Source organism: Enterococcus sp. DIV2449a (genome assembly GCF_051711225.1).
Taxonomy (GTDB): Bacteria; Bacillota; Bacilli; order Lactobacillales; family Enterococcaceae; genus Enterococcus_D; species Enterococcus_D casseliflavus.
Genome location: NZ_JBIOME010000001.1, coordinates 2,230,708 through 2,246,416, shown reverse-complemented (window position 1 = coordinate 2,246,416; position 15,709 = coordinate 2,230,708). Strand labels below are relative to the sequence as shown.

Below are 15,709 nucleotides of genomic sequence, written 5' to 3'. Positions count from 1 at the left end.
ATGAAAACATTATTAGAAAAGACAAGACAAATCAATGAATTATTGCAGCAAAAAAACACCTTTAATTTAGCTTCTGATTTGCCTTACGACAAAATGGCTGTCATTTTAGGAAACATCCTAGACAGCAATGCGTATATTATTAGCGTCGACGGCAGCGTGTTAGGTTTTGTTGAGAACCATGATGTCAATAATGAGCGGATCAAAAAAATGTTTGTCGAAAAACAGTTTCCTAAAAATTATACAGATTTAGTCGATCACCTGACTTCCACAGAAGCCAATGTGCCGATCAGTAACGATATGACGGCTTTTCCTGTGGAAGGCCGCGAGCTGTATCCCAACGGACTAACAACCATCGTACCAATCTACGGTGCAGGAGAACGCTTAGGGACGATCATTCTTTCCAGAATCGATAAGTCCTTTGATGATGATGATTTGGTATTAGCAGAATACAGTGCGACAGTTGTTGGTATGCAATTCTTGTACCAAAAATCCCGAAGTATCGAAGAAGATGTTCGCAGTACCACAGCTGTTCAAATGGCGATCAACACGCTTTCTTATAGTGAGCTAAAAGCTGTTCAAGCAATTTTTGAGGCATTAGAAGGAGACGAAGGTCGTTTGACCGCATCAAGTATCGCTGACCGTATCGGTATCACCCGTTCGGTGATCGTGAACGCTTTGCGTAAATTAGAGTCTGCCGGTATTATTGAATCCCGCTCTTTGGGGATGAAAGGCACCTACTTAAAAGTGCTTAACAGCCGCTTTAAAGAGGAATTGACGAAACATCAATATTAGGAGATGAGACCATGACAGTTACCATCACGGCCGGTCATCTGCAAGCAAAGATTGCAGAAAAAGGGGCTGAGCTGCAAAGCTTAGTCGATACGAGCAATGACCTTGAATATATTTGGCAAGCTGATCCAAACCACTGGGGAAAGCATGCACCGATCTTATTTCCGATCGTGGGTGCGTTAAAAGAGGACACCTATCAACATGAGGGCAAGAGTTATCATTTGCCTCGTCATGGATTTGCCAGAGACATGTTATTTACTGTCGTTGAACAACGCACAGATTACGCTTTGTTTTTACTAGAAAGTTCGACTGAAACCAAAGCAAAGTATCCGTTTGATTTTCAGCTGTATGTCAGTTATGAATTAGGCGGTGATGGTTTAGTCGTCAAATACCAAGTGAAGAATAGCGGTCAAAAAGAACTATTCTTCTCCATTGGTGGACACCCTGCATTCAACGTCCCACTTGAAAAAGGGCTGACTTTTGAAGACTATTATCTTTCTTTTTCTCCAAAGAAATCACGAGTGAAATTGCCGTTAAAAGGCAACTATATTGATTATGAGCAACGCACACTCGGTCAAACGAATACGGATCTACGCTTGACCCATGACATGTTTGCAAATGATGCGCTAGTTTATGAAACGAAAGGATTACATTCCTACTCGATTCGCAGTGAAAAATCGCCTCATAGTATCACGTTAAGCTACAATAATATGCCGTATGTCGGTTTTTGGTCCACATATCCAGTGAAATCGCCATTTCTATGTATTGAACCATGGTGCGGCATCGCAGATACGCTAGAAGCCTCCGGTGAGCTGTCAGAGAAGCTGGGGATTCAAGCACTTCCACCTGAAGAATTATTTGAAACAAAGTACTCCATCACAGTTAAATAAACGTATGAAAAAAGAAGCTGGGAAAAGCGCAATGACTTTTCTCAGCTTCTGCTTATTTGTTCGTTTGACCCTTATTCAGTCCAAAGGGTACCCGACTTTCGGTCCCATCTTTGATGCGGGTAATGTTTTCACGATGGCGAATAAAGATAAAAATCGTTACGCCGATCGCAATGAAGGTCAGCAGCCAATTTTGCTCAGGCAAGATCGCAGGAGCGATAAAAGGCAAGACGATCGTCGATAAGGTGATCAAACACGCCGCGATCATACTGGTCAGGCTCACCATACTTGTCACATAAAGACAGATAACGAAAATCAATGAAGAATAAATGAAAAAGAGCGGATTGTATCCTAAGAGCATCCCAGCACTTGTCGCCACTGCTTTGCCGCCTTTAAATTTGGCAAAGATCGGGAAGGTGTGACCTAAGATCGCACAGACCCCAAACCAGAGCGGATTGACAGTATGGAGACCAAAGATGACTGGCAAGCTGGTCGCCAAAGTTCCTTTTAAGATATCCATCAATAAAACAACGATGCCGGCTTTTTTTCCTAAGACGCGAAATGTATTGGTCGTTCCCGTATTGCCGCTGCCGAATTGGCGAATATCTTTTTTGAAAAACAGTTGGCCAATCCAAACACCAGAGGGGATCGAACCTAAAAGGTAAGCAACAATAAATAAAAGAATCGTATTCATAATAACCAACTTTCTTTGCAAGGCTAGGGCAATTTTAGCATGAAAACGCCTTTCCAACAATAAGAAAATCTTTCGCTGGTCAGACAAAGAATAAAAACAGCTTTTCTCAGAGCTGTGAAACACAAACAAGCCATTTTGCGACTCTAGCTTGTGCAAACAAAGGAAAAAGGATAAGATAGTTTAGAAAAATGTTCGCTTGAAAAAAGCGTATTTTGTGTTAAGATTTTTTTTGCAGTCCTTTCAGCATTAGAAAAGGACTGATCAAGATTAAAGGAGCGGTGGGTTTGGCAAAGAAAACCACAGAATATAATGATGCTTCCATTCAGGTCTTAGAGGGTCTGGAAGCAGTAAGAAAACGGCCAGGAATGTATATCGGCTCGACCGATAGCCGCGGCTTGCACCACTTAGTGTATGAAATCGTCGATAATGCGGTTGATGAGGCACTCTCAGGATACGGCAATGAAATCGATGTTACGATCCATAAAGACAATAGTATCAGTGTTCGAGACAATGGTCGGGGAATGCCGGTCGGGACACATGCATCTGGAATCCCAACTGTTGAAGTGATCTTCACCGTGTTACATGCTGGCGGAAAGTTTGGCCAAGGCGGCTACAAAACTTCTGGCGGCCTTCATGGGGTTGGTGCCAGTGTTGTAAATGCCTTATCCAGCTGGCTAGAAGTGGTCATCGTTCGAGACGGTATCGAATACAAACAGAGCTTCAAAGACGGCGGGAAACCAGCAGGTACTTTGAAAAAAATCGGCAAAACCCGTAAACCAACGGGAACAACCGTTACGTTCAAACCAGACGATACAATCTTTTCGGCAACCAAATTCTCCTATGAGATTCTCGCTGAACGTTTGAGAGAATCAGCGTTCTTGTTGAAAGGGGTCAAAATCTCCCTGACGGACGAACGTGGGGAAGAACCGATTCATGAAGTCTTTTTATATGAGGAAGGCATCAAAGAATTTGTTGATTATTTAAATGAAGAAAAAGATACCTTGACCCAAGTGGTTTATTTTTCTGGCACGAAAGAAGCCATCGAAGTAGAGCTTGCCTTTCAATACAATGATGGGTATTCAGAAAACGTCTTGTCCTTTGTCAACAATGTACGTACCAAAGATGGCGGTACCCATGAAGTTGGGATGAAGACGTCAATGACCAAAGCCTTCAATGAGTATGCCCGCAAGGTCAATTTGTTGAAGGAAAAAGATAAGAACCTTGAAGGCAGTGATTTCCGTGAAGGGTTAGCGGCAGTTCTGTCGATCCGCGTGCCAGAAAATCTTTTGCAATTTGAAGGACAGACCAAAGGGAAATTAGGGACACCCTTAGCAAGAAATGCGGTAGACAATGTGATTGGTGAGCAGCTAGGCTATTATCTACAAGAAAACAGTGAAATGAGTCAAATGCTGGTTCGTAAAGCGATCAAGGCAAGAGAGGCCCGTGAAGCTGCCAGAAAGGCGAGAGAAGAAAGCCGTACTGGAAAGAAACGCAAAAAAGGCGAGTCACTGCTTTCTGGTAAATTAACACCTGCGCAATCTCGTAATCCTAAGAAAAATGAATTGTATTTGGTGGAGGGGGATTCTGCGGGTGGTTCAGCAAAGCAAGGACGAGACCGCAAGTTCCAAGCCATCTTGCCATTGCGAGGCAAAGTCATCAATACTGAAAAAGCCAAGATGCAGGATATTTTGAAAAATGAAGAAATCAATACGATGATCTATACTATCGGTGCCGGTGTTGGCCCAGAGTTTTCAATTGAAGACTGCAACTATGATAAAGTGATCATCATGACCGATGCGGATACCGATGGGGCGCACATCCAAGTGCTGCTTTTAACCTTTTTCTACCGGTATATGAAACCTTTGATCGAAGCGGGGAAAGTATACATTGCTTTGCCGCCTCTGTACAAAGTGTCAAAAGGGTTAGGGAAAAAAGCAGTAGTCGAATACGCTTGGACCGATGATGAACTAAGCAAACTGACCCAAAAAATCGGCAAAGGCTATCTCCTACAGCGCTACAAAGGGTTAGGAGAAATGAATGCCGACCAATTGTGGGAAACGACCATGGACCCAGAAACGCGGACACTGATTCGGGTACGGATCGATGATGCTGCCCAAGCAGAACGTCGCGTCACCACTTTGATGGGGGACAAGGTAGAGCCTCGTCGGAAGTGGATCGAAAGTCATGTTCAATTTAGTTTAGAAGAAGATGGCAGTATTTTGGATAAAAAAGAAGATACGGTACCTGAATTAGTTGATGAAAAATTAATGGATACCGAACAAGCAGACAGCAAACAGTTAGTTAAGGAATAGGAGGTGGTCTCTTGGAACACAAAAGCAATATACAAGAATTGACATTGGAAGAAGTGATGGGAGATCGCTTCGGTCGATATTCCAAATACATTATTCAAGAACGGGCATTGCCAGATATTCGTGATGGGTTAAAACCGGTTCAGCGGCGGATTTTATTTGCTATGAACCAAGACGGCAATACCTATGACAAAGGCTTCCGCAAATCAGCAAAATCTGTCGGAAATATCATGGGGAATTTTCACCCCCATGGGGACTCGAGTATCTATGAAGCAATGGTCCGCATGAGTCAAGACTGGAAGCTACGTCAGATTTTGATTGAAATGCACGGGAACAACGGGAGTATGGATGGTGATCCGCCAGCTGCCATGCGTTATACGGAAGCACGGCTTTCGGAATTAAGTGGTGAGCTATTAAAAGATATTGAAAAAAACACCGTGGAATTGGTTTGGAACTTTGATGATACTGAAAAAGAACCAACTGTTCTACCAGCAAAATACCCGAATCTGTTAGTCAATGGCTCAACTGGGATCTCAGCTGGCTATGCAACGGAGATCCCTACCCACAATTTAGGGGAAATCATCGATGGAACGATCTATTTGATCGACCATCCGCAAGCTTCTTTGGATCAGCTGATGAAGTACATTCCTGGCCCTGATTTTCCAACAGGGGGCATTTTACAAGGGAAAGAAGAAATCAAAAAAGCGTATGAAACAGGCAAAGGCAAAGTGATCCTGCGTTCGAAAACCAAGATCGAAGACATCAAAGGCGGCAAACAGCAAATCGTCATCAATGAGATCCCGTATGAGGTCAATAAAGCCAACTTAGTTAAAAAAATGGATGAGATCCGTTTGAATAAACGCATTGATGGGATTGCTGAAGTACGAGATGAAACAGATCGTACTGGACTGCAGATCGTTGTCGAGCTGAAAAAAGAAGCAAATGCGCAAGGGATTTTAAATTATTTATTTAAGAATACCGAATTGCAGATCAACTACAACTTCAACATGGTGGCAATCGACAATATGCGTCCTCAGCAAGTCGGATTAAAGCGGATTTTAGAAAGCTACATCAAACATCGCCGTGAAGTGATCGAAAAACGCAGTCGTTTTGAGCTGCAAAAAGCGCAAAAAAGACAGCATATCGTTGATGGGCTGATCAAAGCTTTGTCGATCCTTGATGAGGTGATCGCTACCATTCGCGGTAGTAAAGACAAAAAAGATGCCAAAAATAATCTGGTGGTTCAACATGGTTTTACCGAAGAACAAGCAGAAGCCATTGTGAACTTACAGTTGTATCGCTTGACCAATACGGACATTACACAATTGCAAGCAGAAGCAAAAGAACTTGCAGAAACGATCGCTGAATTGACAACAATTTTGAATGAAGAAAATGAATTGCTGAAAGTGATCAAGAAAGAACTGCGAGAGATCAAGAAAAAATATACGACGCCGCGGTTGACTGAGATCGAAGCAGAAATTCAAGAAATCAAGATCGAAACACAAGTCTTGGTCGCCCAAGAAGAAGTCGTCGTGACGGTCACAAGAGACGGCTATGTCAAACGCAGCAGCTTGCGTTCTTACGGTGCTTCAAAACCAGAAGAGATCGGCATGAAAGAAGGCGACTCTTTACTTTACAGTAATCAAATGAACACGTTGGATCACCTGTTGTTGGTTACTAATAAAGGGAACACGATCTATCGACCGGTCCATGAATTACCTGATTTAAAATGGAAAGATTTAGGGGAACATATTTCGCAAACAGTCATGACACTGGCGCAAGATGAAATGATCATTGGGGTCTTTGCCTACAAAGAGATCGATCCATTGAAAAATTTCGTGCTGATTAGTAAAAACGGTATGATCAAACAGACACGAATGACGGAATTTGAACCTTGGCGCACCTATAAAACACGGCCGATGACGATCATGAAGCTGAAAGATGAATCAGATGAATTGGTCAACGTCTTTTTGACGGATCAAACGGAAGAAATGGATGTATTCTTAGTCAGTCATCTTGCCTTTGGCTTACGCTACCCGCTTAATGAAGTGCCTGTTGTGGGACCAAAAGCAGCTGGGGTCAAAGCGATGAACCTTAAAGCGGATGATTATCTTATCAATGGGTTGCTCGTTTATTCAGAAGGGGATACACCGATCGTTTTGATCACCCAACGTGGCGCAGCAAAACGAATGTTGGCTCAAGAAATCAACCAATTAGGTCGGGCGAAGCGCGGATTGATGGTCTTGCGGGAATTGAAGAAAAATCCTCATCGCGTCGTCTATATGGGCAGTGGGGAAAATCAGCAACTGCTAGTGACGAATCAAAAAGGACAATCCTTTGAAGTGATCACCAACCAAATCCCGATCAATGATCGGACCTCCAACGGCTCATTTATCATGGATGAGAAAACAGGGGGACAAATCTACGAAGTGAAAACTCAAATCAGTCCTGCAATCGCAGAGGATTCTGTACTATAAATTATAACAAAACAACCCTTCTGTACCAGTACAGAAGGGTTGTTTTTTTCTCATAATTAATCTTTCACATTAACGAAAAAGGTACTTTAATAAAAGTTTCACATTTAATAAATACCTATAAATCAACATTTTTAGTAATTAATATCTTAAAAAAAAATAAATTGTTAAAAATAATTCTTGAAAATGCTTGCAATCATTAAGGTGTGTGTTATACTGTTCACGTAAAGCTGTTACATTAGTGAACAGAAAATTTAAGGAGGTCCATCAAATGGAACAATGGAATGGATTTAAAGGAAAAACTTGGAAAGAAGAAGTAAACGTACGCGACTTCATCCAAGAAAACTACACACCTTATGACGGAACAGATGAATTCCTAGCAGATGCTACTGAAGCAACGACGAAGCTATGGGATCAAGTCATGGAACTGAACAAGCAAGAGCGTGAAGCTGGCGGCGTATTGGATATGGATACAAAAGTCGTTTCAACGATCACTTCTCATGGACCTGGCTACTTAGACAAAGACTTAGAAACAGTTGTTGGTTTCCAAACGGAAAAACCATTTAAACGCAGCTTGCAACCATTTGGCGGCATCCGCATGTCAGAACAAGCAGCAGAATCTTACGGCTATGAAATTGATGCGGAAGTCTCACATATTTTCCGTGACTACCGTAAAACACATAACCAAGGAGTTTTTGATGCTTATACACCTGAAATCAGAGCAGCGCGCCGTTCTGGTGTAATCACAGGTCTTCCTGATGCTTATGGCCGTGGCCGAATCATTGGTGACTACCGTCGTGTGGCATTATACGGTGTGGACTTCTTGATCAAAGAAAAACAACAAGACCTATTGTATTGCGGAAACGGAACGATGTCTGAAGACATTATCCGCCAACGTGAAGAATTGAGTGAACAAATTCGTGCTTTAAGCGAATTGAAAGAATTAGGAAACATTTACGGATTTGATATCTCTAAACCTGCTCAAACGGCGAAAGAAGCATTCCAATGGTTATATCTTGGTTACTTAGCAGCTATCAAAGAGCAAAATGGTGCAGCAATGTCATTGGGACGTACGTCAACTTTCCTTGATATTTATGTTGAACGCGATTTGAAAAATGGCGTGATCACTGAAGAAGAAGCACAAGAAATCGTTGACCATTTCGTCATGAAACTACGTCTTGTGAAATTTGCTCGGACGCCTGATTACAACGCACTGTTCTCTGGTGACCCAACTTGGGTAACTGAATCAATCGCTGGTATGGGTGAAGACGGACGTCACATGGTAACGAAAAACAGCTTCCGTTTCTTACACACTTTAGCAAACTTAGGTCCAGCGCCAGAACCAAACTTGACTGTTTTATGGTCAACACGTTTGCCTCATAACTTCAAAACATTCTGTGCGAAAATGTCGATCCAAACATCAGCGATTCAATATGAAAATGATGATGTGATGCGTGGACATTGGGGCGACGACTACGGAATCGCTTGTTGTGTATCCGCAATGCGCATCGGGAAACAAATGCAATTCTTTGGTGCTCGTGCCAACTTAGCGAAAACATTGTTGTATGCAATCAACGGTGGGGTCGATGAAAAATCAAAAGCACAAGTTGGACCAAAATTCCAACCAATTACTTCTGAATACTTGGATTACAACGAAGTAATGGAAAAATATGACACAATGATGGACTGGATTTGTGATCTGTATGTGAACACATTGAACATCATTCATTACATGCACGACAAATATTCTTATGAACGCATTGAAATGGCGCTACAAGATACAGACATTTTACGTACGATGGCTACTGGTATCGCTGGTTTCTCTGTTGCAGTTGACTCATTATCAGCGATCAAATATGCCAAAGTTCGTACGATCCGTGATGAAAACGGCATTGTTGAAGATTACGAAATCGAAGGCGATTATCCGAAATACGGAAACAATGATGACCGCGTAGATGATATCGCAGTCAACTTGTTGAAAGCCTTCATGAAAAAAGTAAAACGCACGAAAACATACCGTGATTCAAAACACACAACGTCGATCCTTACTATCACTTCTAACGTGGTTTATGGTAAGAAAACAGGGAACACTCCTGATGGACGTCGTGCAGGCGCACCATTTGCTCCAGGTGCAAACCCAATGCATGGTCGCGATACGCATGGTGCTTTGGCAAGTCTTTCATCAGTTGCGAAATTACCATATGATTACTCATTAGATGGTATTTCAAACACCTTCTCAATCGTACCTAAAGCATTAGGACGTGACGACGAAACACAACAAGAAAACCTAGCAACAATGCTAGATGGCTATGCAGCAAAAGGTGGTCACCACTTAAATATCAACGTATTTAACCGTGACACATTGCTTGATGCGCAAGCTCACCCAGAAAAATACCCACAATTAACGATTCGGGTATCTGGCTATGCAGTAAACTTCATTAAATTAACAAAAGAACAACAAGATGACGTGATTGCTCGTACAATGCACGAAGCAATGTAATAAGCAACAACTTCAGGCGGCGGACGGGAAAATCCGCCGCCTCTTGTTTTGAAAGTATCAGACGGAGCGTGGTCATCCGTCGTTTCGAAGAAAGGAAGAGCATTATGGCAGTAACAGGACAAGTACATTCAACAGAAAGTTTTGGATCAGTAGATGGACCAGGTATCCGTTTTATTGTATTCATGCAAGGATGCCGCATGCGTTGCCAGTTTTGTCATAATCCAGATACATGGAAGATTGGCACCGGTGTCGAACGAACGACTGATGATGTCTTAGAAGAGGCATTGAAATATCGCGAATTCTGGGGACGAAAAGGTGGGATCACCGTCAGTGGTGGGGAACCATTGCTTCAGATGGACTTTCTGATCGATCTGTTTCGTAAAGCCAAAGCAGAAGGTGTCAGCACGACATTAGATACTTGTGGAAAACCATTTACACGGGAAGAACCATTTTTTAGCAAGTTTCAAGAGCTGATGACCGTTACTGACTTGTTATTGTTTGATATCAAGCACATCGATAACAAAGCCCATAAAGAGCTAACTACTCAATCCAATGATAATATTTTGGATATGGCGAATTATCTTTCAGAGATCAATCAACCTGTCTGGATTCGTCACGTGCTGGTTCCTTTTAGAAGCGACTATGATGAATTTTTGATCCGTTTGGATGAGTTTATCAAAACACTGAAGAATGTCGACAAAGTAGAGATCTTGCCTTATCACACGATGGGGAAATACAAGTGGGATGAGCTTGGTTTGAAATATCCCCTTGAAGGGATCGAACCACCAACAGAAGATCGGGTGAAAAATGCCAAGCGTTTGCTTCATGTAGACGACTATAAAGGTTACTTAACCCGTTGATCAAAACAGGAAAGAAGAGATTGCTATTGCTTCTTTCCTGTTTTTTTACTATGATTAGAAAGTGAATATCAATTGAAATAGGAGCGATGAAGAAATGTCGAAAATATTAGTATTCGGTCATCAAAATCCTGATACCGACGCCATTGGTGCAGCAATTGCCTTTGCAAATTTACAAAATCAACTTGGAAAAGATTGTGAAGCAGTAGCGCTTGGTACACCGAATGAAGAGACACAATTTGCGTTAGATACCTTTGGCCTAACTGCCCCTCGGGTGATCGATTCAGTGGCAAAGGAAACCCAAGAAGTAATGTTAGTGGATCATAATGAATTTCAACAAAGTGCAGCGGATATTACGGATGTCACTGTATTGGCAGTAGTTGATCATCATCGTATCGCTAACTTTGAAACGGCAAATCCACTGTATTATCGTGCAGAGCCGGTCGGTTGTACAAGTACGATCGTGTTGAAATTATACAAAGAAAATCAAGTGGAAATTCCAAAAGCGATCGCAGGAATCATGCTCTCAGCGATCATCTCTGATACATTGTTGTTTAAATCACCAACATGTACCGACGAAGACGTAACAGCAGCCAAAGAACTAGCCGTTATAGCAGATGTAGAACTGGAAGTCTATGGATTAGATATGTTAAAAGCTGGTACGAATCTTGGAACGAAATCAGCAGCAGAATTGCTGGACCTAGATGCCAAAAGCTTCCCAATGGGTGCTAAAAACATCCGTATCGGACAAGTCAACACGGTTGATCTAAAAGAAGTCTTTGACCGTCAAGCAGAGTTGGAAGCGGCTATGAAGGATTCAATGGCAGCAAATGGCTATGATCTGTTCTTGCTGGTTGCCACTGATATCTTAGATAGTAATTCTGAGCTGCTAGTCGTTGGTGAACCAACTGCCCCAGTAGAAGCAGCCTTTAAAACGACATTAACCAACAATCGTGCGTTTTTACCTGGTGTCGTTTCTCGTAAAAAACAAATCGTACCTCAATTAACAGAGGTTTTTGAAGGATAATTAAGCTAACTGTCTGAATGCTGGTGAGATCTGTTTTGGTAGATCAAGCCAGCATTTTTCATGATTGTTTGGATAAGGAGTACACGCAGTGAAATTTTTTTATAGTCCCCACTTTCGCTCATTGCAACCGATACTGGAATCTTCGAAATTCCATGAATTGGTAGAGGAGCTATTAAATAGCCAAGAGCCGCCGACACTACGAGCGTTAAAAGCGAAGTTTACAGATGGTTCATTTGATAAAATTCTTGACCGCTTGATCGCAGAAAAGTTGATCATCCGTCAAGAACGACGCTATTATTTAGGCTTTCCCATCTATACTGAACATGATCAACAGCAGATACAAGTAAGTGATGATTTCTATCAAGCTGCGCGCAATTGGTCAACACAAGAAATCGCTGGGTTTATCAAAAGCTTTGCTTCGTCAAGTGTTGAAAATAAATACTTTTATGGTTGTCTGCAAGGGGTTGAACAAGGAGCGGTCTATGCATTGAGCCATGAACAGTTTCAGTTGATCTCTTACTCAGAAACACAGTGGCCACCGACACTGCCGGCTTTTTTTGAAGCGAATGAACAGTTGCGTACTCTTGCGATCTATGATGAATTAATGGATTTGATCGGTGATGTCGATCCAGTCTATTACTTAGACCAAGTGAGTGTGATCCTTGAACGCATTCGTAAAAACAAAAAAGTCCGTCCGAGTATTTTTCTGGAATCACTTCAACAGTTGAAAATCGTTAGTTCCGAGGTAGATTTCTTGCTGGAAGAAATAAATTGTGATAATCTAAAAAACGGTCGTTATCAGACTTCTGAAAAGGATCTGTTCGTCCAACGGCTTGTGATTGCTCACTTGGCAAAAAAATCAGGTTCATACAATACGCTTTATTTCAATAATAATTAGAATTTCTAATAATTATGTTATTTGTTTTAAATTTTCTAACTATTTAAAAGCTGCTAGATTCGATTCTAGCAGCTTTTTTTTATTTCTTCAAATGATAATTTGATGAATAAAAATTAAAAAACAACAATCGTTTTGTTTGGAGTTTTGATTTCTTGATGATATGATGATTCTAGAACTTTGAAAGGGGATATAAAAATGGAAGGATATAAAACGGTTGATTTTGAACAGTTGGAACAAAACAAAACGAAAGCAGAAATGATTACGTTCGTATCAATGTCAGAAATAGAAGCTGCTCGACAAGCAATTACAAAAGCGGGGATCGATGAAACGCGTTTTTCTGATGGCGATCTCATTCTTGCGTTAAAACAAAAGGAACGGTTTGGGGCAAATACGATCGTTTCCGTGATCATTGATTGGCTAGTCAAGCAAAACTATCTAGTGAATCCAGCTCATGCCATGCGTTACTTAGCAAAGAAAATGGCTGATGGTCCTGTAACGAGTTATAAACTATTGAGTGAGACTGAGTTTGACTGTGATGGGAATTATTACTTGATTGGTCACACTGGTAAATCATTTGCTGTAAATAAAGCCTATAAAGTTTACACTGACGGACAAGTAAAAGTGCTTTGGCAGGCAAAATAATAGAAGATGATTTCGGCTCTAGCGAAGAAAGAAAACGGCTGTTGAAGCAGTTGTTTTCATAAAAGGATCGAAGATTGAAGGTTGTGAAGGACGCGTGAAACTAAACATTCGAATCAGCTTAGCTGGCAGTCATCTTTTGATTGGTGCATTCAGTTTGATCGGTGCATTGCTGACGCTTTATAAAGTACCAACTAGTTTTGGTACGATCCAAGTCATGTTAGGTGAAATTTATTATACCGACACGGTATTTGACCGGTTTACTCAGTTTTTCTTACTGGGGATCATTAGTCTTTATACCGTAGTGACGAGTTTTTATGGGTTTCGATTCTGGTGTTTTTGCTCCGCCTCTTCTGCATTTGGGACACTGCTGGCATATGTTGAATTAACTGAGACACTTCCGGTGATGGTTGTTTTCATCCTGTTTTTGGCAAGTTTGTTTCAGTTAAGTGTAGTCACATACTTCATTTTCCAAAAGCTAAAAAGTAGAGCTGAAACAGGTTGAACAGATACGTTCAAGCTGTTTTTTTCTGTCAAAGATTATTTGTTGGCAACTAGGGTTATTGCGTTACTAGCGCAGTGTTTTATGCTATGCTAGATAGAGAGATGTAGTTGATTTGAAACGATTTCTAAAAGATGAAAGAGCGTAACAAGGTCGTTGGCATTTCAGTCAGCGATCAAAATGAATTTGAGGAGGACTGATGAGAGAGTGGTTACCAAACAACAGGTACTGACTGCGGAAAAAGACTTTCTGAGTGGTGAAAATTTTTATGTACAGCATTTCTTAGGCGCCCATCAAGTAGATGATGGCTACGTGTTTCGCGTTTGGGCACCAAATGCTCAGCAAGTTTGGCTTGTTGGCGACTTCAACCAATGGACGGATACCTTGCCGATGAACAAAAGGACGGAATCCGGTGTTTGGGAAATTGAGACCAACCAAGTAAAAGAAGGACAGCTTTACAAATACAAAGTAAAACAATCAAATGGACGAGAAGTATTGAAGATCGATCCTTTTGCTGTCCATTTTGAAGCTCGACCAGGAACTGCTGCCGTGTTGCATTCGATCCCACAAAAAAGATGGCGGGATGGGTTATGGCAAGGACGGAAAAAAAGACAAAAAACATTTAATCGACCTCTTAATATTTATGAAGTTCATGCCAGCTCCTGGAAGCACCACGAAGATGGCACCCCTTATCGCTTCTCCGAATTAAAAGATGAACTTATTCCTTACGTGAAAAAAATGGGCTACACCCATATCGAATTTATGCCTTTGATGGAACATCCCTTAGGAACCTCCTGGGGCTATCAATTGACTGGTTACTTTGCACTTAGCTCCTATTATGGGACACCAGAAGAATTTCAAGACTTTGTAGAGGCTTGTCATTTGGAAAATATAGGTGTCTTCGTTGATTGGGTGCCAGGACATTTTTGTGTCAATGATGACAGTCTTGCCTATTATGATGGCACGCCGACCTTTGAATACATGGATGAAAACCGTGCGAAAAATGTTCGCTGGGGTGCGATCAACTTTGATCTAGGCAAACCGCAAGTCCAAAGCTTTCTGATCTCAAGTGCATTGTTCTGGATCGAATTTTACCACATTGATGGTATTCGGGTAGATGCCGTTTCCAACATGATCTATCGCGATTATGATGAAGGTCCATGGGAACCGAATCACGAAGGGGGCAATCGGAATTTTGAAGGGTACTATTTCTTACAAAAGCTCAATTCAGTCATCAAGTTAGCCCATCCTGCAGTTGTCATGATTGCAGAGGAAAGTACTTCCGAGACCAAAATAACAGGAATGGTCGAAGGAGGCGCTCTCGGGTTTGACTACAAATGGAATATGGGCTGGATGAATGATGTCCTGCGTTTTTACGAAATGGACCCGATTTTCCGTAAAGATCATCTAAGCCTTTTATCTTTTTCTTTCATGTATCGGATGCAAGAAAATTATATCTTGCCACTCTCCCATGACGAAGTGGTTCATGGCAAAAAAAGTTTGATGCACAAAATGTGGGGAGACCGCTACAAACAGTTTTCACAACTACGAAATCTCTATACGTACATGATGATGCATCCAGGGAAAAAACTGTTATTCATGGGTAGTGAATGGGGACAGTTTTTAGAATGGAAATATGATCATGGTCTTGAATGGGTCGATTTAAACGACGCATTCAATGCAAAAATGCAGTTCTTCACCCGGACCTTGAATGAATTATACAAAGAAGAACGAGCCCTTTGGGAATTGGATGATCAAGAAGATTCATTGATGGTGATCGATGCAGACAACTTAGATGAAACGACATTGACTTTCTTACGACAAGGAAAAACGAAAAAAGATTTCTTGATCGTGGTTGTCAATCTGACACCAGTGGAGCGTCACGATTTTGCGATCGGCGTGCCATACGAAGGAACGTATCGCGAGATTTTAAACACGGAACGGGATGTATTTGGTGGAACTTGGGTGGCGAATAACCCAGACTGCCAGACCAGTAATACCCCTTTTAAGCAATACGACTATCAAATCAAAACAATTTTGCCTGCACTTGGGGCTTTAATCATCAAACCAGAAAAAATCAAAATGACTCGAAAAAAAGCAGTAAAGAAAGTACAAAAAAAAGAGTAGAGGGGG

12 protein-coding genes are annotated in these 15,709 nt (G+C 41.5%); 11 read left to right on the top strand and 1 reads right to left on the bottom strand.

Going from position 1 to position 15,709, the window contains the following annotated elements; all coding sequences use genetic code 11:
• Both codY and IGI76_RS10490 read left to right on the top strand, forming a co-directional pair.
• Window positions 1-792, top strand: coding sequence for a GTP-sensing pleiotropic transcriptional regulator CodY (gene codY / locus IGI76_RS10495; protein WP_231434822.1), 792 nt, complete (start codon window positions 1-3; stop codon window positions 790-792).
• Between the two features lie 11 nt (window positions 793-803).
• Window positions 804-1,679 carry an aldose 1-epimerase family protein gene (locus IGI76_RS10490; protein WP_231434821.1) on the top strand — a complete coding sequence of 292 codons (876 nt, stop codon included), beginning with the start codon at window positions 804-806 and terminating at the stop codon, window positions 1,677-1,679.
• Window positions 1,680-1,731: 52 nt separating this feature from the next.
• Here the strand turns inward: IGI76_RS10490 and plsY are convergent, their stop codons facing one another.
• Entirely contained in the window at window positions 1,732-2,370 is a 639-nt protein-coding gene (gene plsY, locus IGI76_RS10485; protein ID WP_015510003.1) for a glycerol-3-phosphate 1-O-acyltransferase PlsY, read from the bottom strand.
• Between the two features lie 284 nt (window positions 2,371-2,654).
• Between plsY and parE the strand changes: the two genes are divergently transcribed.
• The 9 genes from parE to glgB all read left to right on the top strand — a co-directional run bounded on the left by parE (window position 2,655) and on the right by glgB (window position 15,703).
• Window positions 2,655-4,682, top strand: coding sequence for a DNA topoisomerase IV subunit B (parE, locus tag IGI76_RS10480; RefSeq protein ID WP_074535153.1), 2,028 nt, complete (start codon window positions 2,655-2,657; stop codon window positions 4,680-4,682).
• 11 nt (window positions 4,683-4,693) lie between these two features.
• Window positions 4,694-7,156, top strand: a complete 2,463-nt coding sequence (parC, locus tag IGI76_RS10475; protein WP_016610800.1) for a DNA topoisomerase IV subunit A — start codon at window positions 4,694-4,696, stop codon at window positions 7,154-7,156.
• A 268-nt stretch (window positions 7,157-7,424) separates the two neighbouring features.
• Entirely contained in the window at window positions 7,425-9,653 is a 2,229-nt protein-coding gene (gene pflB / locus IGI76_RS10470) for a formate C-acetyltransferase (RefSeq protein WP_010749399.1), read from the top strand.
• 104 nt (window positions 9,654-9,757) lie between these two features.
• Entirely contained in the window at window positions 9,758-10,513 is a 756-nt protein-coding gene (gene pflA, locus IGI76_RS10465) for a pyruvate formate-lyase-activating protein (protein WP_333719318.1), read from the top strand.
• A 94-nt stretch (window positions 10,514-10,607) separates the two neighbouring features.
• Entirely contained in the window at window positions 10,608-11,537 is a 930-nt protein-coding gene (locus IGI76_RS10460) for a manganese-dependent inorganic pyrophosphatase (protein ID WP_086295537.1), read from the top strand.
• Between the two features lie 88 nt (window positions 11,538-11,625).
• Window positions 11,626-12,435, top strand: coding sequence for a DUF1803 domain-containing protein (locus tag IGI76_RS10455; RefSeq protein WP_081116407.1), 810 nt, complete (start codon window positions 11,626-11,628; stop codon window positions 12,433-12,435).
• 195 nt (window positions 12,436-12,630) lie between these two features.
• Window positions 12,631-13,077: a hypothetical protein gene (locus tag IGI76_RS10450; RefSeq protein WP_060792226.1), complete on the top strand. Its 447-nt coding sequence runs from the start codon at window positions 12,631-12,633 to the stop codon at window positions 13,075-13,077.
• A gap of 94 nt (window positions 13,078-13,171) precedes the next feature.
• A complete protein-coding gene (locus tag IGI76_RS10445; protein ID WP_060792227.1) occupies window positions 13,172-13,579 on the top strand; it encodes a hypothetical protein in 408 nt (135 codons plus the stop codon).
• 177 nt (window positions 13,580-13,756) lie between these two features.
• Entirely contained in the window at window positions 13,757-15,703 is a 1,947-nt protein-coding gene (gene glgB, locus IGI76_RS10440) for a 1,4-alpha-glucan branching protein GlgB (protein ID WP_231434841.1), read from the top strand.
• Window positions 15,704-15,709: the final 6 nt, after the last annotated feature.